Source organism: Natrinema sp. CRL1, assembly GCF_059162405.1.
The window spans coordinates 108,428-126,237 of sequence record NZ_JBLVOY010000001.1; the positions used below are offsets into that span (position 1 = coordinate 108,428).

Here is a 17,810-nt window from a genome sequence, read left to right on the forward strand (position 1 = left end):
AGCAATCGGTATGAAGCGAGCGACTGAAGAAGACGACTGCGGTCGCGGATTGAATCGATCGATTGAACCCGTTACTTCTCGATGATGCTCTCTTCGACCGGCTCGCCGAAGTGGCGGGCCGTGTTCTCGGCGTACAGGAGGATCTCGTCGCCGGCTTCGAGGTCCGTCACGGCCTTGCGGCCCTCTCCGGCGGCGACTTTGATCGTCTCGGCGTTCTGGAGCAGCGTCTCGACCCTGTCGCCGTCCTCGGTCTCGAGCGCGACGCGGAACATCGGCCGCTGCTCGATCTTGACTCGGCCGACGATGGCTTCGCGGGTGTTGCCGTCGGTGTCGACGACCTGGACCTCGTCGCCGCTCTGAAGTTCCGAGAGGTACTTCGTGCCGCCGTCGGGCGTGCGAACGTAGGCGTGGACCGCGCCCGCGTTGACCCGGAAGGGCCGCGAGGCGACGTAGGGCGATTCTGCGGTTTCGGCGTGGACGAAGACCAGTCCGCGGCTCATCGACCCGACGAGCATTCCCTCGTCGTGCTCGAGCAGACTGCCCGTATCGATACAGACTCGGTCCGCGCTGCCCGCCCGCTCGATCTCGAGCACTTCGGCGTACTCGAGGTCGAGGCGTTCGCGTGCAGCCTGATCCCGCATTTCGACGGTCTTCCGGATCTCGTCGGGATCGCCGGAGTCGAGCAGGACGGCGTCGGACCCGATTTCGAGGGTTTCGAAGGCCGTCTTGGCCTCCTCGGCGCTGGTGACACCCGCGACGAGGTCGGTCTCCTCGCCGATGCGGGCGATCAGGTTCTCGAGGGGGATGATCGTCCAGTCCTCGCCGACGACGATCGTGTGGTCTGCCTCCTCGGCGGCAGTCTCGGCGAAGCGCTCGTACTCCTTGCCGAGGATGCGGACGTACGCGCCGCGTTCGAAGTCGCCGTTCCGGCGCAGCGTCGAGAGATCCGCCGACCCCGAGAAGTCCTCCGGCAGGTCGATGGTAGCGTCGCCCTCGCCGTCTTTCCCGACGACGATCGCGTCCGCCTGCGAGGCCGGCTCCGTATCGCTTGCGCCGTCGGCCTCGGCGTCGTCGATGTCATCGACCAGCGTCACGTCTCCGTCGGTCCGGAACGCGGCGACGTTGATATCGCCCAGTTCTCGGACGCGGGACACGTCGTCCTCGTCGACCAGTACCCAGTCTGCACCCGCCTCGAGCGCGGCGGTGATCCGCTCTCGGCGGTCGTCCCAGTCACCGACGGTGTCGTCGGCTTTTACCCAGACAGCTCGCGTCATAAATCGACCCTCGGAGGGAACCGGCTTGAACGTGGCGAATCGAACAGGAACGTCAGACAGCACGAGCAATACCGGACTATCGGCCGTCTCGCCGAATTCGGTCCTGTGCCCCATACCGTCGTGACTGGCAACACTGTCCAAATAGCTACTATAGTCCGGAAAGTAGCGATAGTAACGATAGTCTGAATACTTTCTCAGAAGTTGATAATATCTGTCCGGGCGAACGTTCTGGTATGGGTCAGCGCCACCTCGATGAGACCGAACTGACGATCGACTGCGCCGCCCACCGGCTCGAGGTGGAACCCGCGGCCGAGGTCGCTCGCGCAGCGTTCGAACACGCGGGCGAGCTGGCTGTCCTCGAGTACGGCCGGCCCGCGGCCGTGCTGGGTGCCATCAGGCTCGCATGTCGGCGCACGGACGTCACCGAACCTGCCCTCGAGTCACTCGAGGACGCGTTCGACGTCGATCGGGAGCGAGTCGTCGCGGCCGACGAGTTGCTGGCAGCACACCTGACGCCGCCCGCGGACGACGCCGAGATCCGCTCGCTGCGTCAGACGCTCATCGTGGCACGGGAAGTGCTGGCCGCGGTCGAGCGCGGCCGCAACGCTGGCCCCGAGCTCCCGGGCTCGCACCTCGCTGACGCCGCGCCCTTCCTGCTCGCGCGGGCGAGCAGTCACCTCGATTCCCGCACCGACCGCGAGTTCCCGGGGCTCGAAGCGGCGGCGCTTCGTGACCACATCGAGCGCCTCGAGGCCGACCTCGAGCTAGCTCGACTGGGAACGGAACTGTACGCACGGATCCACGACGAGAATTGACTGCTGTCGCCCCACCGCTGACGTTGCCCCCTCCACCGCTGCTCAGCAGCGCCCTATCGCGATCCGTCGCTCTCGTCCATGAGCTTGTGTCGGAACGCCCGGTAGGCGTTTTCGCCCCGTTCGGTCAGTTCGACGACGCGCCGGCGGCCGACCGACTGGATCGTCACGTACCCGTCCTCGGAAAGCGGCTCGAGGACGTGGGTGTCGAGGATCCGAAACGCACCCTTGTCCTCGCCGGATCGTTCGTCGGGCGAGCGTCGGTCGGCCATGAAAGCGAGTTCCTGATCCCGCGCGTACTCGATGAGGTCTTTCTTCTTCGGCGGTGCCGTCCGGTCGTCGTGAAAGCCGTCCCACGCGGCCGGCTCGGCGAGGAATTCCATGACCGCGACCTGCTCGCGCGTCGGCGACTCGATGGGGTAGGTCGGCACCTGCTCCATCTCGCTGACACCGAACGAGCCGGGTTCGGTCGTCCCGTCGTGGGCGTACTCCGACGGCTCGACGTAGTAGGCGTGGGCGTCCGTCGAAACGTCCATACACGCGATCGTCGCGCCGATCGCCGGAATCGTGCCGGCCCCCGAAACGTTGACGTACACCTGATCCTCGGCGTGGGTATCGGCGATCGTCGTCACGTCGCCGAGGACGGCGTATACGTCGGTCAGATCGCACTTCCTGATCCGCACCTCGGGGACGATCGACTCGAGTTCCTCGCGTAACTCGTCGTGATAGTTGGCGGCCGCGGTCGCGTTTCGCTCGCCGTGACCGTCTCCCTCCCCGGCTCCGTTCCCGTCCATTTCCCCACTACCGGTGCTATCGTCCTCGAGCAGGTAGACCAGATCCGCCCGCTGGGTTCGGATCGGCTCGAGGATCCGATCGAACTCGTAGCCCAGCGGCACGACGTGAACTCGCTTGACGACCTCCATACGACAAGCGGCGTGTCAGCAAAAATAACTGCTGCGGAATCGGGAGTATAGTAGCTCTTGAAACGATGTACATACCGATCGCAACGCTGTCCTGCAATCGGGTGTGCAGTGACTTTCAAGAGCTACTATAGGTATTCGAACTACCACCGATCCGATTGACCACTGAGTACCGGCCGCTCGGCCAACCCACCGCCGGGTGGGACTGAAAGGGGCGACGAGGCTCGAGTCGGCGGACTCGCTGCGCGCTTCACTCGCTCACCGAGTTCGCTCGCTCCAGTGCTTGTGTCGTCCGCCCTCCCCGATCCTCGTCGGGGCTTTCGGCGTGTTCTCGTCGCTACTGGTCACAACGACGGCTACTGCAACTAGTCGGCGAAACGTTGAGAACGCCCGCGCTCGTACACCGATCCAGATGGCCGCCTACGACGCGATCTGTTTCGATCTCGATAGCACACTTTGCGAGCCGACCCAGGACGCCGCGGCCCTGCTCGAGTCCGCCTTCGACCGCGCCGACTGCGAGCCGTTCTGTACGCCCGCGGAGCTGCGGGCCGCCGTCCCTCACCTGCCGACCGCCGAGACCGACCGCGAGTTCTACGAGCACCTCTTTACCGAAGTCGCACAGCGAGCCGGCGTGACTCCCGATCTCGCACCGACGCTCGCGTCCGAATACCTCGCGGTCCAGGACCCGACCGCCGTCAGATTCCGACCCGGCGCGAAAGCGGCGCTCGAGCACGCTCGCGACCGGAGTCAGGTCGGACTCATCACGAACGGCGGCCGGAAAACACAGATGCAGAAACTCCGGTCGCTGGGCATCGCAGACGCCTTCGACGTGCAGGTGTTCACTGAGCCGAGCGCGGGCATCCTGCCGAAGCCGAACGCGGCCCCCTTCGAGCGCGCGCTCGCCGAACTCGAGGTCGCGCCGAATGCGGCGATCCATATCGGAGACTCCCTCCACGCCGATATCGCGGGGGCCAACGCGATGGGGATCGATTCGGCGTGGCTCGATATTGGGCGCGACGACGGCCCCGATGAACACGTGCCGACCTACGAACTCGCGTCGCTCGAGGCGTTCGAAACGATCGTCTGAGCCGGTCTGAGCCAACTGATCGTCCGGGTTGCTCGGACTACTCGTCCGGCAGCAGATCCGTGTGTACCACGGCCCGATACTGGGTGTCAGTTCCCTCCTCGAGTCGCTTGAGCAGGGCTGCCGCCTTCTGGAAGTTCTCGGGGAGGGCGAACGCGTCGGCCTCGTCCTCGTCGCGTTGCTTGCAGAACTTGACGAACGCCACCAGCGCCTCGTAGGTGTTCGGCCGCGCGTAGACGACGCCGATATCGCGCTCGAGGGCGTCGCGCCACGACTCGATCACCGGTTCGACCGCGCGTCGGGGCTGTTGCATCCGCTCGGCGAGTTCGTCCGTATCGATATCGGGCCCGCTCTCGCCGGCCAGTCCCTCGAAAGCGGTCTCCAGATCGGCGGCTTCGGCCTCGAGTGCCGGCGCGTCGGCTTCGGCCTCGAGCAATTCGGCGAACGCCTCGACCTCCTCGCGACGGACCGCGACGGGGTAGACGAAGTCGTGTGTGTCCTTGGGCAGGGTGTAGGACTTCGCCGCGACGCCCTGCTCGCCGGGACCGGAGTTGCCCAGCATCAGATCGAGTATTCCCATGTCCGAAACAGGTATCGTGAGGCGAATAAGTGTTCCGCGCTCGACTCGATTCGGTCGCACTCGATGGCTTACCACTCCTCGTCCAGCGCCGCCTTCGCGCCGCCGTAGCCGCTCGCGGTCGTCCACGTCCGGCCGCTCGCCACGTGCTCGACCTCGTAGGACCCGCCACAGGTCCCACAGCGGTACTGGTCGGGAGACTTCACCGGTTTCGACGCGCGGTGGCGCTTCGCCCGCCAATCACAATCGGTCGCGAGACACCGGAGGACGTACCGCGGCCGCGCGAACGCCTCGCAGTAGCGCGGGGCCTCGAGCGCCGCGGCCCGCTCGCGAAACCGAGCGCCGTGGCCGGACTCGCCGAACTGCTGGAACTCCCACGCATGGACGAGTTCGTGGCGGACGATTCCCGCGAAATCCGGCCAGTCGTACTTCTCGTAGGCCCGTCGCGCGAGAACGATCGTCGCCACCTCGCGGTCGGCGTGCCAGCGACAGCAGCCCGCGCGACGGCGTGCCCGCGCCGAGACGTCCCACTCGAGGGCTGCGAGATCGACCGCCAGCTCGGACTCGTCGATCACCTCCCGGGCGTGAATCCGCGCCCGAGCGACGATTTCGTCCGCGAGCGTCAGTTCCTCGCCGTCGGTCACGGACTCGAGGAGGCAGTACGTCGCCGAAATTCTTCCGATCAATCCTCTCCGAGGCGTGAGGCAAACTGCGACGGGGCCTCCCAATCTTAGTAACTTATTCGAAGATACTTGCTAAGATTAGCATAGATACCCTCGTCTCATAGCAGCCGACTTAATAAGTCGGACCCACTGCGTTCGAACTAGGATGAGTCGCAACGAGTCGGCACACGCTCACGACGACCACGGCCACAGCCACGACCACGGGCACGGCCACGGTGGAGACTCGACGAGCAGCCGCAAGCTCGCCGCCGTCTCGCTGATCAACGTCGTCGGCTTCGTCGTCGAACTCGCCGGCGGGCTGGCGTTCGGATCGGTCGCGCTCATCAGCGACGCGATCCACATGCTGTTCGACGCGCTCGCCTACGTGATGGCCTTTGCCGCCGCCCACGTCGCCGAACGCTACGGCGAGGACGACCGCTGGTCGTACGGCCTCCACCGCCTCGAGCCCTTCGCCGCCTTCCTCAACGGCCTGTTGCTCCTCCCGATGGTGGGATTCATCCTCTGGGAGTCCTACCAGCGGTTCCTCGAGCCCGTCGCCATCGGGGCCGGGCCGACGATTGCCATCGCGGTGGGCGGCCTGCTGGTCAACCTCGGCTCGGTCTACGTGCTCCACGGCGATGCGATGAGCCTCAACGAGAAGGGGGCGTTCTACCACTTGCTCGGCGACGCCGGCGGCTCGGTCGCCGTCATCGTCTCCGTGGTCGCCATCGAACTGACCGGCATCCGCGTGATCGACCCGATCGCCGCGGCGCTGATCGCCGCCGTCGTCGCGTGGTCCGCGATCGCGGTCCTGCGCGGCAGCGGCGAGATCTTCTTCCTCAAGACACCCCTCGAGAGCGACGACATTCGGCTGCATCTCACCGAAATCGACGGCGTCGATCGAGTCGACGACTTCCACGCGTGGCAGATCTGCAGCCAAATCACCGTCGCGACGGTCCACGTCGAAACGGACGTCGAGACGATGGTCGAGGCCGACGCGGTCGTCGGTCGCGTCCACGACGAACTCGCCGGCTACGGCGTCGATCACGCCACCGTCGAACTCTCCCCGCGCTATGCCGATCGCGACGTGCATCTCGATACGCACTGTCACTGAGTACTGGTCGTCGCCGGGACGAAACTGGGGACCGCTCGATACAGAACGCAGTCAACGCTGTGAGTCGAACGCGAACCGCGACGGTAAATAATCGAAGAGTTAGGCCTCGAGCGCCAGCCCTGCCTCGGCCAGCGCGTCGTCGACCGAGAGATCGTCGTGGACGACGCCGGCGACCGCTCGCGCGATGGCCTCGGGGTCCTCGTGCTGGAAGATCGAGCGGCCCATGGAGATGCCGGCACCGCCGGCGTCCATCACGCCGCGGACCATCTCGATCGTCTCGCGGTCGGAGCCCCGCGAGCCGCCGGCGATGACGACCGGGAGCCGGGTCGACTCGACGACGTGCTGGAAGCTCTCGGCGTCGCCGCTGTAGCCGGTCTTGACGATGTCAGCGCCGAGTTCCTCGGCGAGTCGAACCGCGTGACCGAGCGCTTCGGGGTCTTCGGAATCGACGCCGGGGCCGCGGGCGTAGGCCATCGCGAGGACCGGGATACCAAAGCGCTTCGCCGTCTCGGTGACCTCAGAGAGCTGGCTGATCTGGTCCGGTTCGTAGTCCGAGCCGACGTTGATGTGGAAGGAGACGGCGTCGGCACCCGCTCGGATCGCTTCCTCGACGGTGCCGGTCAGCCGCTTGTCCTGCTCGTCAGGTCCGATCGTGGTCGAGCCGTTGAGATGGACGATGTAGCCCTTGCCGTTCTTGTTCTCGTGGACGCGGGGCGCGATCCCTTTCTGCGTGAGAACCGCGTCCGCACCGCCGGTGGTGACGCCGTCGATGGTCGATTCGATGTCTTTCAGTCCCTGGACGGCACCCATCGTGAGGCCGTGGTCCATGGGGACGATTACGAACGATCCGTCTGTCCCGATTCGCTCGAGTCGTGCGTCGATTCCTGTGGTCATTGCGGGAGTGTAGCAAGCTTGCCGTTATGGCTGTTCTGGTTCCGGTGTATCTTCGAGGTCGACCGTGATAGAGTCCGCGCCGCGGCGTGCGCCGCGCTTGAGTTCGCGGGCTTTCGCCTCGAGTTGGTCGACCGCATCGTCTGGCGTGTCGGCCTCGGCGATGTTCTGGGACTCCGTCCCGGAGCCCGCTGGGCCATGCTCAGCGATGATGTCGACGAGCGCGCTGCCGACGATGACGCCGTCGGCACCCGCCTCGATAATCTCGGCCGCGTGGTCGCCCTCGCTGACGCCGAAGCCGACGGCCTTGGGCACGTCGTACTCCGAGAGCCGCGCGAGGCTGTCGTGGGTCGCACTCGAGACGTTCGCGCGTGCGCCCGTCGTTCCGAGGCGGGCCTGCACGTAGGCAAAGCCCGAGACGTGAGACATGATGGTATCGAGGCGCTCACCCTCGGTCGTCGGCGCGATGATGAAGACGAGATCGAGCCCGTAGTCGTCACAGGCGGCCCGTAGCGGCTCGGCCTCCTCTGCGGGCAGGTCGGGGACGATGATCCCTGAGAGGCCCGCGGCGGCGGCCCGCTCTACGAACGGCCGCACGTCAGGTTCGTCCCCGAATTGGAGAATCATATTGTAGTACGTCATCACCAGCAGCGGCGCTTCCGTCTCGAGGTCGTCGACCAACTCGAAGAAGCCCTCGGGAGTCGTCCCGGCCGCGAGCGCGCGGTTGATCGCGGCCTGAATCGTCTGGCCCTCCGCGATCGGCTCCGAGAAGGGGAGCCCGAGTTCGATCAGGTCCGAGCCGCCGCGATCGAGGGCTTCGACGTATTCCTTGGTGTCCTCGAGCGAGGGGTCGCCCGCCGTGATGTAGGTGATCAGCGCGGGGTGGTCCTCGCGGATGGCAGCCTCGACGTCGCTGTCGTACTCGCTCACGAGTCGAACACCTCCACGTCGGGTGCGGCCTCGAGATCGCGCATCTCGGTCTCCTCGAGCACCGTTTCGAGGTCCTTGTCCCCGCGCCCGGAGACGTTGACGACGACGAGGTCGCCGAGGTCCTCGTGCGCTTCTGCTCGCGGCTTGTCGCCGCTCGCTCCTTCCGCGGCGGTTCCCGCCGCGCGTTCCAGATAGCCGATCGCGTGACTCGACTCCAGCGCCGGAATGATCCCCTCGAGCCGCGAGAGCCGGTGGAAGCCGTTGAGCGCGTCGTCGTCGTCGACGCTCGCTGGCGTGACCCGCCCCGTCTCGACGAGATGTGAGAGTTCGGGGCCGACGCCGGCGTAGTCCAGTCCCGCGCTGACGCTGTGGGACTCCATGATCTGACCGTCGGTGCTCTGGAGGAGCTTCGTCATCGCGCCGTGGAGGACGCCGTCGGTGCCCGTCGAGAGCGTCGCGGAGTTGGGCGCGACGCCCTCCTCGGCGTCGATCTCGAGGCTCGAGCCGCCGGCCTCGACGGCGATGAGATCCACGCCTTCATCGGGAACGAACGCGTGGAATGTCCCCATCGTGTTCGAGCCGCCGCCGGCGCAGGCGACGACGCTGTCGGGCAGTTGACCGGCCTTCTCTCGAATCTGGTTGCGGATCTCGTCGCCGATGACCGCCTGGAAGTCCCGGACCATCTGCGGGAAGGGATGTGGGCCGACGACGGAACCGATCACGTAGTGAGTCCACTCGACCGTCGTCGCCCAGTCGCGCATCGTCTCGTTGATCGCCTCCTTGAGCGTAGCGCTGCCGGCTTCGACCGGGTTCACTTCGGCCCCGTTCATCCGCATACGGTAGACGTTGGGTCGCTGGCGGTTGACGTCGGTCCGTCCCATGTAGATCTCGCAGGGCATGTCGAGGTGGGCCGCGGCCATCGCCGTCGCGGTGCCGTGTTGGCCCGCGCCGGTCTCGGCGATGATCCGCTCTTTGCCCATGTACTTGGCCAGAAGAACCTGCCCGAGCGCGTTGTTCAGCTTGTGTGCCCCGCCGTGGAGCAGGTCCTCACGTTTGAGGTAGACCTCGCGGTCGTAGCGCTCGCTCAATCGATCCGCGCGCTGGAGCGGCGTCGGCCGCCCGCCGAAATCCCGCATCCGCTCGCGGAACTCGTCCATAAAGCCGTCCTCGTTTTCGAGGACGTAGCGCTCGTAGGCGTCCTCGAGTTCCTGTAGCGCCGGCATCAGGGCTTCGGGGACGTACTGGCCGCCGTACTCCCCGAACGTCCCCGCCCGGTCGGATCGACTCTCGCCGTCTCGTTCGCGTTCCGTGCTCATGTCTGTGTGTCTCCGTCGTGTTCGTTCATGGCTGATCCGTCTCCGCCGATTCCGCCCGCGTGAGTCGCCGCGTGTTCTCGGTCACGTCGCTGTCGCCCGCGCCGTGGTCCATGATGGCGCTGCCGACCAGCAGGGCGTCAGCACCCGCCGCGCGCATCCGTCGGACGTCCGCCGGCGACGACACGCCGCTCTCGGCGATCAGCGTTACGTCGTCCGGCACCTCGGGCGCGACCGACTCGAAGGTTTCGAGGTCGACTTCGAGTCGTCCCAGATCCCGGTTGTTCACGCCGATGATGTCGGCCCCCGCCTCGAGCGCGGTCTCGAGTTCCGCCCGGTCGTGGACCTCCACGAGGGGCTGGAAGCCCCGCTCGCGGGCGGCCGTGACGAGCGCCTCGAGATCGTCGACGAACCTGGCGATCAGCAAGAAGAGGTCCGCTTCGACGACGTCCATCCCCGATTCCTCGAGGACGAAGTCCTTGCGCAACACGGGTACGTCGACGGCCTCGCGGATGCGGGTCAGCGCTTCCGGCGAGCCGCCGAAGTGGGTCGGCTCCGTGAGGACCGAAATCGCCGCCGCGCCGCCCGCAATCATCGCCTCGGCGAGTTCGACGGGATCGTCCTCTCGAGCGCCGTCGGCCGTCGGACTCGTCGGTTTCACCTCCGCGATCACTGGGACTCGCCCGTCGGCCTCGGCGGCGGCCAGCGCGTCGGAAAGCGAGCGCGCGTCGACGTCGACGACGCCCTCCCCGCCCGACCGCTCCCGTGCCGCCTCGAGTATCGACTGCACCGCGGGAGCGAGCTCCGTATCGGAGTTCATTATTGTACATCGACGTACTCATATGTACATAAGGCTTGCGTCATCCCCAGCCGGTAGCATCCTGCGGTGCGACGAGCGAGGCGAGGCCGGCCGGACCGAGACTCGATACCCAGCAGTCGAGTCCCGGGCAACGATCACCTCGAGAACGAGGACCGGCGGCTATTCAAGCCCGGATCGTCTACGGTCGGCTATGGAGGACGTTACGGACGCTGGAATCTACGCGCGGGAATCGCCGTATCTCGGTCGGTACGTCCAGCTCGGAGCCGCCAGCGGGCGGGTCCTGAGCGTTTCGTTTCCCGAGATCCCCGACGACGATGCCGGAGACGACCACGAAGTGCTCGATCAACTCTTCGAGTACCTCGACGGGCTCGAGCCGGTCACCTTCGAGAACGTTACTGTCGCGATGACCATGCCGACCGATCAGCGGGCCGTTCTGGAGGGCGTTCGAGAGATCCCCTACGGCGATCAGGTGACCGTCGAGACCCTCGCCCGGATGACCTCCGGGCTCGATCACGAGGACGAAGACGACATCATCCTCGTCCGGACCGCGCTCGCCGAGAACCCGGCCCCGATCCTCATTCCGGACCACCGCGTGCGCGACGGTCCGAGCGCCGCGCCGCCGGACGTCGAGCAGAAACTGCGCTCGCTCGAGGGGCTGTAACCGCAGTAGCTGGTCCCACAGCTTCTTTGTTCGAATTTGCGTGAAAAACGGGGTGAGTGGAGGAGAGCGACGTATCTCTCTGAACGGGGTGGAACGGAGCCCGATTTCAACCTAATCGTCGTTCCCCACTTTCTTGACTGGTATCCTCCACCACAGTAAGATACTTGTCATACTATGAGAAGGTATGCGTATGAACGCGAACCCGACAGGCGGGTACAATGAAATGCAACTCGTCGTGATGAGCGTTGTTGTCCTCGCCATCTCTATCACGGTTCTCCTCTCCCTCCTGGGCCTCCCAACGGCATATCTCGGGCTGCTATTTGCCGTTCTGTTTGTTGGGCTGATGCTGCTGGCGTGGCCGCTCTTCGTCAAAGCTCACCCGCGAGAGGATACCGCAACGGCAGATCGACAGCCAAGACGGTGAGAAATCCGCTCAAAACGCCGACCGATCGACCTTCTCGGGCGCTTCGAAATCGGTCGCCAACTCGAGCAACTGCACCAGAATCCGGCCGGTCGCGCCCCAGACGGTGTAGCCGTTCACGTGGAAGTAGTGGATGACGATCTCACCGTAGTAGGGGTGTGAGCGGCGTTCGTACTCGTAGTTGTCCGGATCGAGCAGTCCCGAGAGCGGCAGCACGACGATTTCTGCGACCTCGCTGTCGTCGCGGACGTACTCCCGATCTGGAACGTGCGCGACGAAGGGCGTGACCGCGTACTCCGTGACCGTCCGGATGTCGTCGAGTTGGCCGACGACCTCGGCCTCGCTGCGCTCGAGGCCGATCTCTTCGTTTGCCTCCCGGAGCGCCGTCTCGAGGATGGTCTCGTCTTCCGGTTCGGCCCCGCCACCGGGAAAGCTCATCTGTCCGGGGTGTTCGCCGAGGTGGTCGGCCCGCCGGGTAAAGAGCAGGTGGTCCTCGCCGTCGCGGTCGACGATCGGCGCGAGGACCGCCGCGTCGAACTCCTGATCGCCGATCTCGGTGGGCTCGTAGTTCGCGACCGGCTCGAGAGTCAGTCTCCGCGCCGTCATTCCTCGAGTGCGTCCTCCAGCCGCGTCCGTTCGTCCGCGAGATCGACCGGGGCCCACGCCTCGACGTCGTAACTAACGTCGATCAGGGTTCGGAGCCGCTCGGTGTCGGCCGACGCAATGGCCTCGTCGGCGGCGTCGATCAGGCGCGTTCGGGTCGCTGCTCCCAGCGCGTCGCGGTCGAGTTGTCGCCGCTCGATGTCGAGAATATGTGGAACGTCCTCCGCGTGTTCGGGCACCGTCGGAAAGGCCGTCGGGCCGGCGACCAGCAGCGCCTCGCCGTCCGCGGTCGACGCCGCCGCGGCGTCCGCGCCGGGCTCGTACCGCACCAGTGCGAACGACTCGAGCGCCTCGTCGATCGCCGCCCCGAGGGCGTCGTCGTCGACGGACTGCCCGTCGGCGCGGTAGGCGGCCTCGGCGAGCGCCCGCTCTAACTCCGCGCGGGTTACCCCGCCGAAGAGGTCGACCACGCCGGCCAGTTCGTCGGCGGTCGCGTCCATACGCGATCCAACGGCGGGTGACGGGATTAGTCTTTAGTCTTGCGAGCGCGATCCGAGCCGCCGTTCGCGCCACGGCCGGGCCGCCGCGAGCACGTCGGCCGGCGTGAACGGGGCGTCGACCCAGCGGGGAAGGCGCGCGTCGGGTCCCGGCGGCGCGATCGACTCGGCGTAGCGGGCCACTTGATCCCGCTCGCCCGCGGGGTCGTACTCGAGCCCGTTGAACGCCGCGTCGGCGCGGTACTGGTCGATCAGCCCGTCGCCGACTGCCCGGTATCGCTCGGGTAAGGTCTCGTATTCGGGGGCGACCCCGTGTTCCTCGAGCACTCGCAGGAGTTCGGCGGCGACCTCGCGGCTCATCCCCTCGAGGCCGGAGTCGCCGGCGACCGCGCGGTGGTCGTGCTCGTGGCGGCCGAGGTCGACCTGTGCCGTCCCATCGAAACCGGCGACCTCGTAGGCGTCGCCGAGCGTCCCGACCTCGAGTCCCCATGCGCGGGGCGCGCGAAGCCGTCGGGCGAGGCCGGCGGTCGCGGCGAACTCGCCGGCGAGCGCGTACCGGAACGCGCCGAGGTAGTCGACGATCGGGGCGTCGTGGGCGTCCGAGAGGGTCCGAATCAGCGGTTCGTAGAACAGTCGAAAGAGGCGTCCGTAGAGCCGGCCGCGCTCGACGCGGGCGTAGTACCCCTTCGCGAACTCGAAGTCCATCGTCAGCGGCGCGAGCAGCCGACGGACGTGTCCGGCCTCGTAGCTCCGGGCGTCGGCGTCGTGGACGATGACGGCGTCGGCGGCGTCGGTGGCGGGTCCGAGCGCGAGCCAGACGTCCCGGCCCTTGCCGAACTCGCCGCCGAGTCCCGCGTCGGCGAGCAAGGCGTCGACGGTCGGCGCGTTACACCAGAGCACGCGCGTCGGCAGCCCAAAGGTGTCGAGCCACTCGCGAAACGGGCCGATCCGGTCGGGCTCGGCGCGGACGGGTACGAAGACGGCGGCCGGTCCCGGCTCGAGGGACTCGAGTTCGTAAAGGACGCGTTCGGCGGCGGGGCTCTCGTACTCGCGACCGGTCATCGGGACGACGACGGCCGTGTCGGCGACCGCAGCGGCGGCGTCGCGGGCGAGGGCGCTCCCCGGACCGTCTCCCTCGCCGAACTCGTGGAGCGTGGCGATCCGCTCCTGGACGTACTCCATCGGTGTGGTGTTCGAGCGGACCGGTAAAACGGCCACGGATGCGGCCAGATAGGGCTGCCGGCAGCGGCGACATCGAGCCGCCGGGTATTTCGTCCCATCGGAACGCGGAAACCGACTCAAGACTGGATAAAGCACCGGTCTTTTTCTTCCCCTCCTGCCTACAGGGCGAACATGCAATCAGTCCGGAAGGCACTCCGCGCCGGCGAACTCGAGAAGGATACCTACGATCGGCTCGTCTGTGGCGAGTGTGAGAAGCCGCTGAAGACCGAAAACGACCCGGACGAGATCAAGACGGTCCGCATCTGTCCGAACTGCGGTTCCGAGTGGAAAGAGATCCGGTAGCAAACTGGCCGCGACCGACGAGACGACGGCGGGGACTCGAGCGGTCGTGCCGGCCGTTCCTTTTTGTCGACGAACGGCCCACTCCGGACCGTGTGCGACGACGATCTCCGCGCTTACCGTTCGCCGGACATCGCGGCAAAGAGTCGCTGTTCGAACTCCTCGCGGCTGATTCCGTCGGAGGGCCCGATCCCGTTCATGTGATCGACCGAGAGCTGGCCGCCCCCCATCCGCGCGTGGCCGCCGGCGCTCGCCATCGGAATGTCGCTGATGGCGTGGCGCAGCGTCTCGCCCATGTGGACCCGGTCGTCGCGCGAGCGCCCGGAGAGGTGGAGCGTGCCGTCGTGTTCGCCGTAGACGACGACCGCCGTGACCCCCTCGAGGTGCATGAGTTCGTCCGCGGCTTGGGGGATTGCGTCGACGTTGCCGATTTCCCCTACGTCGCAGACGGCAAAGGGACCTTCGACCCGCTTTTCGGTGATCGCCGTTGCCTTGACCTGTAACACGTCGTCGCTGACCTGCGGGTTGGCAATCCGGTCGAGTAGGTCCTCGTCGATGCCGGAAAACAGCGCGGCGCAGGCGTCGAACTCCGCCCGCGAGCAGCCGTTCGTCAGGTGGTTCGTGTCCGACTGGATGCCGTAGAGCAGTCCCGTCGCTAGCTCCTGTGATACCTGAAACCCGCTCGAGCCGTCCTCGTCGGCCATCGTCGCGCCGATATCGTGCAGGTACTCGACGATGATCGTCGACGCCGCGCCGTAGTCGGTTCGGACGTCCGTAAACTTCGTCCCGGCCCCGTTGCCGGGGTGGTGGTCGACGACCGCGATCGGCTCGACGGTCTGGGCTCCGGTAAACCCGCGCGGCGTGTTGTGATCGACCAACACCACGGGGTCGGCGGCCAGTTGTGAACTCGCCTCGATCGACTCGAGGTCGAGGTCGAGGACGGTCCGGAACGCGCGGTTCTCCTGGTGGCGGATCTCGCCGGAAAACTGCAGCGTCGCATCGGTGTCGACCGATTCCGCGATCCGTGCGACGCCCATCGCACACGACATGGCGTCCGGATCGGGATTCGGGTGCATCAATACCGTTACCGCGTCGTGCCCGGCGAGCGTGCGCTGGAGCCGCGCGCCCGGCGGCCGGCGGAACCACCGAATCACCCACCAGCCGCCGAGGACGACCCCGACGACGGCGAGAACGAGAAGCGAGAGAACGAGTGGCTCGAGAGACCGGACCGAGTCGCCGAGCGACTCGGTCACCAACGGGTTCGCCCCGACGAATGCACCGCCCGCCGAGGCGCGCCGATAGCTCATACCGGCAAATCAAATCCAACCACCATGAAATTTGCCCCGATTTCCCCCGATACGAGGGAATCCTCAGTAAGCAGACGCCTCGCGGTACGTTTCGATCGCGTCGCGATACCCCTCGCGGAAGGTTGGATAGGCGAACTCGTAGCCGAGGCTCCGAAGCTTCTCGTTCGAACACCGCTTGCTCGTCAGGATCCGCCGTCGCCCCGCCTCGGAGAGGTCGCCATCCTCGAGCCGCTCGTCTTTGGTCTGTTTCGGCGGCTCCGGGACGCCACATTCGTCGGCCAGCCAGTCCGCGAACTCCCACTTCGAGGCCGGTTCGTCGTCGACTACCTGCACGATCTCGCCGCGCGCAAGGTCCTCGGTGAGCAGGTAGCGGACCGCACCGGCGGCGTCGTCGCGGTGGACCATGTTCAGATACCCCGCCGTGACGGGGCCGTCGAGATAGCGCTCGAGTCGGTACCGGCCGGGGCCGTAGAGCCCGGCGTAGCGCGCGACGGTGCCGTCGAAGCCGTACTCCTCGGGCAGTTCGAGCGCGATCCGTTCTGCCTCGGCGAGCACTTCGGTCTTTTCCGTGGTCGGCTCGAGCGGCGTCTCCTCGTCCACCCAGCCGCCGTCGTGGTCGCCGTGGACGCCCGTCGAGGAGGTGTAGACGAGCCTGTCGGGGGCGTTCTCGCGCTCGCCGAATGCCTCGATCGCCGTCCGTAACCCCTCGACGTAGACTTTCCGTGCGGCCTCGGCCCCGCGCCCGCCGCTGCTGGCGGCGAAGACGATCGCATCGATGTCCGGGACCGCCCCGAGTGCCTCGCGGTCGGTAACGTCCGCTCGGACCGCCTCGAAGCCGGCGTCCCTAATCTGCTCGACGCCGTCGGCCGACCGGCGAACGCCGATCGGATCGTGGCCCCGCGCCGCGAGCTGTCGGCCCAGTTCGATGCCGACGTGCCCGCAGCCGAGAATTGCAACGTTCATACCCGTTCTCGTTGTCGACTGCACATAATTTCACCGTTCGAGGGCGCATTTTCGGTCGATACCGCACAGTTTCTCGAGAATCCAAACTCTCCCAACATCCCCCTCGGTCAGGGATGTGCCTGCACTCACTCGACGGTGACCTCAACTGCGTGGGGGAGAGACGCGTTCTCCGCGTAGCCGCCCTCATTCAACGGGTATTCCTCCTCTGCGTCCGCCTCGTCGGCGTCCTCGGGTTGCGAGATGCGCGCGGGCTGTCGACGCCCCTGCTCGTCCGTGGCGCGGGAGACCAACGTGTACGAGCCCTCGTCGGGCTCCCAGGGGTAGCGAAACAGCCGCCACGCGCAGTCGTAGTCCGGGCCGAAGAACGAGCCCTCCGCCCAACTCTCGCCGCCGTCGGTCGAGATCTCGATCGCCGTCGCGTCGTCGTCGCCGGCCCACGCGACGCCGAGGACCTCGATTACGCCGTCCGCACGCGGGGTGACGGTCGCGCCGTCCTCGGGGAAGCCGATCGTGGACTTGACGTTCTCGTCGAAGGTGTAGGGGTGATCGATCTCGTCGGACTCCCACTGCTCCCACGTGTCGAACGTCGAGACGGTCGCGTTTGAGTCGGGCTCGACGCCCTCGGGGTGGATGCGGTAGGACGACTGCTGCCACCGGGTGTAATCGTCCCCGTCGCGGTCCGTCCACGCCGGGCCGTGGACCATCTGGTCCATCACGCGGAGTTCGGTGACCCACTTCACGCTGTTGACGCCGTACCAGCCGGGGACGAGCAATCGGACCGGGTAGCCGTGCTCGGGTGGCAACGGCTGCCCGTTGATCTCGTAAGCGAGGATGCAGTCCTCGAGGATCTTGGCCATCGGGACCGAGCGAGCGAACAGATCGTTCTCGCCGTCGACCTCGGGGCGGTCGCCGCCGACCGCGGTGAGCCACGTGCCGTCGTCGGTCGCCGCGCCGTGATCGGATAGGATCGAGCGCAGCGGTGTGCCCGTCCAGAACGCGGTGCTCGCGGCACCGTACTCCCACTGGACGCTCCCCGTCTCGGGCTCGAAGTACCCGCGCCCGTTGCCGGCACACTCCATCGTGTGCGCGACTGCGACCGTGGGATACTCCTCCCGGATCGCGTCCATCCCGAGGTCGCTTTCCCGATCGACCGCGCCGCTCAACGAGACAGTCCACGAGTCGGCCTCGGGATCGAGCGTCTCGTTGCGGTGACAGACGTAGTGGTCCTCGACGGGCGTGAGCCAATTCGCGTAGGTGCTCCGGTCTGCGGCCCCGACGACCCGATATCGATCCGCGTGGTCGGTGACGGCCTCGGTGCCGTCCTTACGATCCAGTATCGCGTCGATCTCGCGCCGCCGGTTCTCGCTGCGCTCCGAATTCGACATGCCGTTCGGACACCGCCGATCGCGATAAATCCTGGGGGCTGGTACCACCCATTAC

Annotated in this window: 20 protein-coding genes; 6 read left to right on the plus strand and 14 right to left on the minus strand. The window is 66.6% G+C overall.

Annotated elements, in window-relative coordinates; translation table 11 throughout:
• Positions 1 to 71 precede the first annotated feature (71 nt).
• Positions 72 to 1,274, minus strand: coding sequence for a 3-dehydroquinate synthase II (locus tag ACJYUO_RS00620; protein ID WP_494343489.1), 1,203 nt, complete (start codon positions 1,272 to 1,274; stop codon positions 72 to 74).
• 233 nt (positions 1,275 to 1,507) lie between these two features.
• On the opposite strand from ACJYUO_RS00620, the gene ACJYUO_RS00625 reads away from it, so the two are divergent.
• A complete protein-coding gene (locus tag ACJYUO_RS00625) occupies positions 1,508 to 2,089 on the plus strand; it encodes a hypothetical protein (protein WP_494343490.1) in 582 nt (193 codons plus the stop codon).
• A gap of 53 nt (positions 2,090 to 2,142) precedes the next feature.
• Here the strand turns inward: ACJYUO_RS00625 and ACJYUO_RS00630 are convergent, their stop codons facing one another.
• Complete coding sequence (locus ACJYUO_RS00630; RefSeq protein ID WP_494343491.1) at positions 2,143 to 3,009, minus strand: HFX_2341 family transcriptional regulator domain-containing protein; 867 nt, start codon at positions 3,007 to 3,009, stop codon at positions 2,143 to 2,145.
• A gap of 409 nt (positions 3,010 to 3,418) precedes the next feature.
• Between ACJYUO_RS00630 and ACJYUO_RS00635 the strand changes: the two genes are divergently transcribed.
• Positions 3,419 to 4,093, plus strand: coding sequence for an HAD family hydrolase (locus tag ACJYUO_RS00635; protein WP_494343492.1), 675 nt, complete (start codon positions 3,419 to 3,421; stop codon positions 4,091 to 4,093).
• A gap of 37 nt (positions 4,094 to 4,130) precedes the next feature.
• Here the strand turns inward: ACJYUO_RS00635 and ACJYUO_RS00640 are convergent, their stop codons facing one another.
• On the minus strand, positions 4,131 to 4,670 hold the full coding sequence (locus ACJYUO_RS00640; protein ID WP_494343493.1) for a hypothetical protein: 540 nt from the start codon (positions 4,668 to 4,670) through the stop codon (positions 4,131 to 4,133).
• 68 nt (positions 4,671 to 4,738) lie between these two features.
• Positions 4,739 to 5,311 carry a SprT family zinc-dependent metalloprotease gene (locus ACJYUO_RS00645; RefSeq protein ID WP_494343494.1) on the minus strand — a complete coding sequence of 191 codons (573 nt, stop codon included), beginning with the start codon at positions 5,309 to 5,311 and terminating at the stop codon, positions 4,739 to 4,741.
• A gap of 184 nt (positions 5,312 to 5,495) precedes the next feature.
• Between ACJYUO_RS00645 and ACJYUO_RS00650 the strand changes: the two genes are divergently transcribed.
• Positions 5,496 to 6,443, plus strand: coding sequence for a cation diffusion facilitator family transporter (locus tag ACJYUO_RS00650; protein ID WP_494343495.1), 948 nt, complete (start codon positions 5,496 to 5,498; stop codon positions 6,441 to 6,443).
• 99 nt (positions 6,444 to 6,542) lie between these two features.
• On the opposite strand, the gene ACJYUO_RS00655 is transcribed toward ACJYUO_RS00650, so the two are convergent.
• From ACJYUO_RS00655 to trpC, 4 genes are read right to left on the minus strand one after another with little or no spacing between them, the layout of a single operon-like run.
• The gene (locus ACJYUO_RS00655) at positions 6,543 to 7,337 is read right to left on the minus strand and encodes a 2-amino-3,7-dideoxy-D-threo-hept-6-ulosonate synthase (RefSeq protein ID WP_494343496.1); all 795 of its coding nucleotides are present in this window, start codon (positions 7,335 to 7,337) and stop codon (positions 6,543 to 6,545) included.
• A gap of 24 nt (positions 7,338 to 7,361) precedes the next feature.
• Entirely contained in the window at positions 7,362 to 8,264 is a 903-nt protein-coding gene (trpA, locus tag ACJYUO_RS00660; RefSeq protein WP_494343497.1) for a tryptophan synthase subunit alpha, read from the minus strand.
• A complete protein-coding gene (gene trpB, locus ACJYUO_RS00665; RefSeq protein ID WP_494343498.1) occupies positions 8,261 to 9,580 on the minus strand; it encodes a tryptophan synthase subunit beta in 1,320 nt (439 codons plus the stop codon). The genes trpA and trpB overlap by 4 nt, the downstream gene beginning before the upstream one ends.
• Positions 9,581 to 9,605: 25 nt before the next feature.
• Positions 9,606 to 10,397, minus strand: coding sequence for an indole-3-glycerol phosphate synthase (gene trpC, locus ACJYUO_RS00670; protein WP_494343499.1), 792 nt, complete (start codon positions 10,395 to 10,397; stop codon positions 9,606 to 9,608).
• Between the two features lie 190 nt (positions 10,398 to 10,587).
• On the opposite strand from trpC, the gene ACJYUO_RS00675 reads away from it, so the two are divergent.
• Positions 10,588 to 11,058 (plus strand): MGMT family protein, encoded by a 471-nt coding sequence (locus ACJYUO_RS00675; RefSeq protein WP_494343500.1) that lies wholly within the window; start codon positions 10,588 to 10,590, stop codon positions 11,056 to 11,058.
• A gap of 190 nt (positions 11,059 to 11,248) precedes the next feature.
• A complete protein-coding gene (locus tag ACJYUO_RS00680; protein WP_494343501.1) occupies positions 11,249 to 11,482 on the plus strand; it encodes a hypothetical protein in 234 nt (77 codons plus the stop codon).
• A gap of 9 nt (positions 11,483 to 11,491) precedes the next feature.
• Here ACJYUO_RS00680 and ACJYUO_RS00685 read toward each other — a convergent pair whose 3' ends face one another.
• The 3 genes from ACJYUO_RS00685 to ACJYUO_RS00695 are packed head-to-tail and all read right to left on the minus strand — an operon-like array spanning position 11,492 to position 13,761.
• Positions 11,492 to 12,085: an NUDIX hydrolase gene (locus ACJYUO_RS00685; protein WP_494343502.1), complete on the minus strand. Its 594-nt coding sequence runs from the start codon at positions 12,083 to 12,085 to the stop codon at positions 11,492 to 11,494.
• On the minus strand, positions 12,082 to 12,582 hold the full coding sequence (locus ACJYUO_RS00690) for a DUF7109 family protein (protein WP_494343503.1): 501 nt from the start codon (positions 12,580 to 12,582) through the stop codon (positions 12,082 to 12,084). Before ACJYUO_RS00690 ends, ACJYUO_RS00685 begins: the two co-directional genes overlap by 4 nt.
• A 33-nt stretch (positions 12,583 to 12,615) precedes the next feature.
• Positions 12,616 to 13,761, minus strand: coding sequence for a glycosyltransferase family protein (locus ACJYUO_RS00695; protein WP_494343504.1), 1,146 nt, complete (start codon positions 13,759 to 13,761; stop codon positions 12,616 to 12,618).
• Between the two features lie 171 nt (positions 13,762 to 13,932).
• Here ACJYUO_RS00695 and ACJYUO_RS00700 point away from each other — a divergent pair, with 171 nt between their 5' ends.
• Complete coding sequence (locus ACJYUO_RS00700) at positions 13,933 to 14,103, plus strand: HVO_0758 family zinc finger protein (protein ID WP_494343505.1); 171 nt, start codon at positions 13,933 to 13,935, stop codon at positions 14,101 to 14,103.
• 113 nt (positions 14,104 to 14,216) lie between these two features.
• Here ACJYUO_RS00700 and ACJYUO_RS00705 read toward each other — a convergent pair whose 3' ends face one another.
• From ACJYUO_RS00705 to ACJYUO_RS00715, 3 genes are all read right to left on the minus strand, one after another.
• Positions 14,217 to 15,407: a DHH family phosphoesterase gene (locus tag ACJYUO_RS00705; RefSeq protein WP_494343506.1), complete on the minus strand. Its 1,191-nt coding sequence runs from the start codon at positions 15,405 to 15,407 to the stop codon at positions 14,217 to 14,219.
• A 63-nt stretch (positions 15,408 to 15,470) separates the two neighbouring features.
• Positions 15,471 to 16,370 (minus strand): SDR family oxidoreductase, encoded by a 900-nt coding sequence (locus ACJYUO_RS00710; RefSeq protein WP_494343507.1) that lies wholly within the window; start codon positions 16,368 to 16,370, stop codon positions 15,471 to 15,473.
• Between the two features lie 125 nt (positions 16,371 to 16,495).
• Positions 16,496 to 17,755 carry a sulfite oxidase gene (locus ACJYUO_RS00715; protein ID WP_494343508.1) on the minus strand — a complete coding sequence of 420 codons (1,260 nt, stop codon included), beginning with the start codon at positions 17,753 to 17,755 and terminating at the stop codon, positions 16,496 to 16,498.
• Positions 17,756 to 17,810 lie beyond the last annotated feature (55 nt).

Coding starts and splice junctions, on each gene's coding strand:
- ACJYUO_RS00620 (WP_494343489.1), bottom strand. CDS start 1,274: ATGACGCGAGCTGTCTGGGTAAAAGCCGACGACACCGTCGGTGACTGG.
- ACJYUO_RS00625 (WP_494343490.1), top strand. CDS start 1,508: ATGGGTCAGCGCCACCTCGATGAGACCGAACTGACGATCGACTGCGCC.
- ACJYUO_RS00630 (WP_494343491.1), bottom strand. CDS start 3,009: ATGGAGGTCGTCAAGCGAGTTCACGTCGTGCCGCTGGGCTACGAGTTC.
- ACJYUO_RS00635 (WP_494343492.1), top strand. CDS start 3,419: ATGGCCGCCTACGACGCGATCTGTTTCGATCTCGATAGCACACTTTGC.
- ACJYUO_RS00640 (WP_494343493.1), bottom strand. CDS start 4,670: ATGGGAATACTCGATCTGATGCTGGGCAACTCCGGTCCCGGCGAGCAG.
- ACJYUO_RS00650 (WP_494343495.1), top strand. CDS start 5,496: ATGAGTCGCAACGAGTCGGCACACGCTCACGACGACCACGGCCACAGC.
- ACJYUO_RS00655 (WP_494343496.1), bottom strand. CDS start 7,337: ATGACCACAGGAATCGACGCACGACTCGAGCGAATCGGGACAGACGGA.
- trpB (WP_494343498.1), bottom strand. CDS start 9,580: ATGAGCACGGAACGCGAACGAGACGGCGAGAGTCGATCCGACCGGGCG.
- trpC (WP_494343499.1), bottom strand. CDS start 10,397: ATGAACTCCGATACGGAGCTCGCTCCCGCGGTGCAGTCGATACTCGAG.
- ACJYUO_RS00675 (WP_494343500.1), top strand. CDS start 10,588: ATGGAGGACGTTACGGACGCTGGAATCTACGCGCGGGAATCGCCGTAT.
- ACJYUO_RS00680 (WP_494343501.1), top strand. CDS start 11,249: ATGAACGCGAACCCGACAGGCGGGTACAATGAAATGCAACTCGTCGTG.
- ACJYUO_RS00685 (WP_494343502.1), bottom strand. CDS start 12,085: ATGACGGCGCGGAGACTGACTCTCGAGCCGGTCGCGAACTACGAGCCC.
- ACJYUO_RS00690 (WP_494343503.1), bottom strand. CDS start 12,582: ATGGACGCGACCGCCGACGAACTGGCCGGCGTGGTCGACCTCTTCGGC.
- ACJYUO_RS00695 (WP_494343504.1), bottom strand. CDS start 13,761: ATGGAGTACGTCCAGGAGCGGATCGCCACGCTCCACGAGTTCGGCGAG.
- ACJYUO_RS00700 (WP_494343505.1), top strand. CDS start 13,933: ATGCAATCAGTCCGGAAGGCACTCCGCGCCGGCGAACTCGAGAAGGAT.
- ACJYUO_RS00705 (WP_494343506.1), bottom strand. CDS start 15,407: ATGAGCTATCGGCGCGCCTCGGCGGGCGGTGCATTCGTCGGGGCGAAC.
- ACJYUO_RS00710 (WP_494343507.1), bottom strand. CDS start 16,370: ATGAACGTTGCAATTCTCGGCTGCGGGCACGTCGGCATCGAACTGGGC.
- ACJYUO_RS00715 (WP_494343508.1), bottom strand. CDS start 17,755: ATGTCGAATTCGGAGCGCAGCGAGAACCGGCGGCGCGAGATCGACGCG.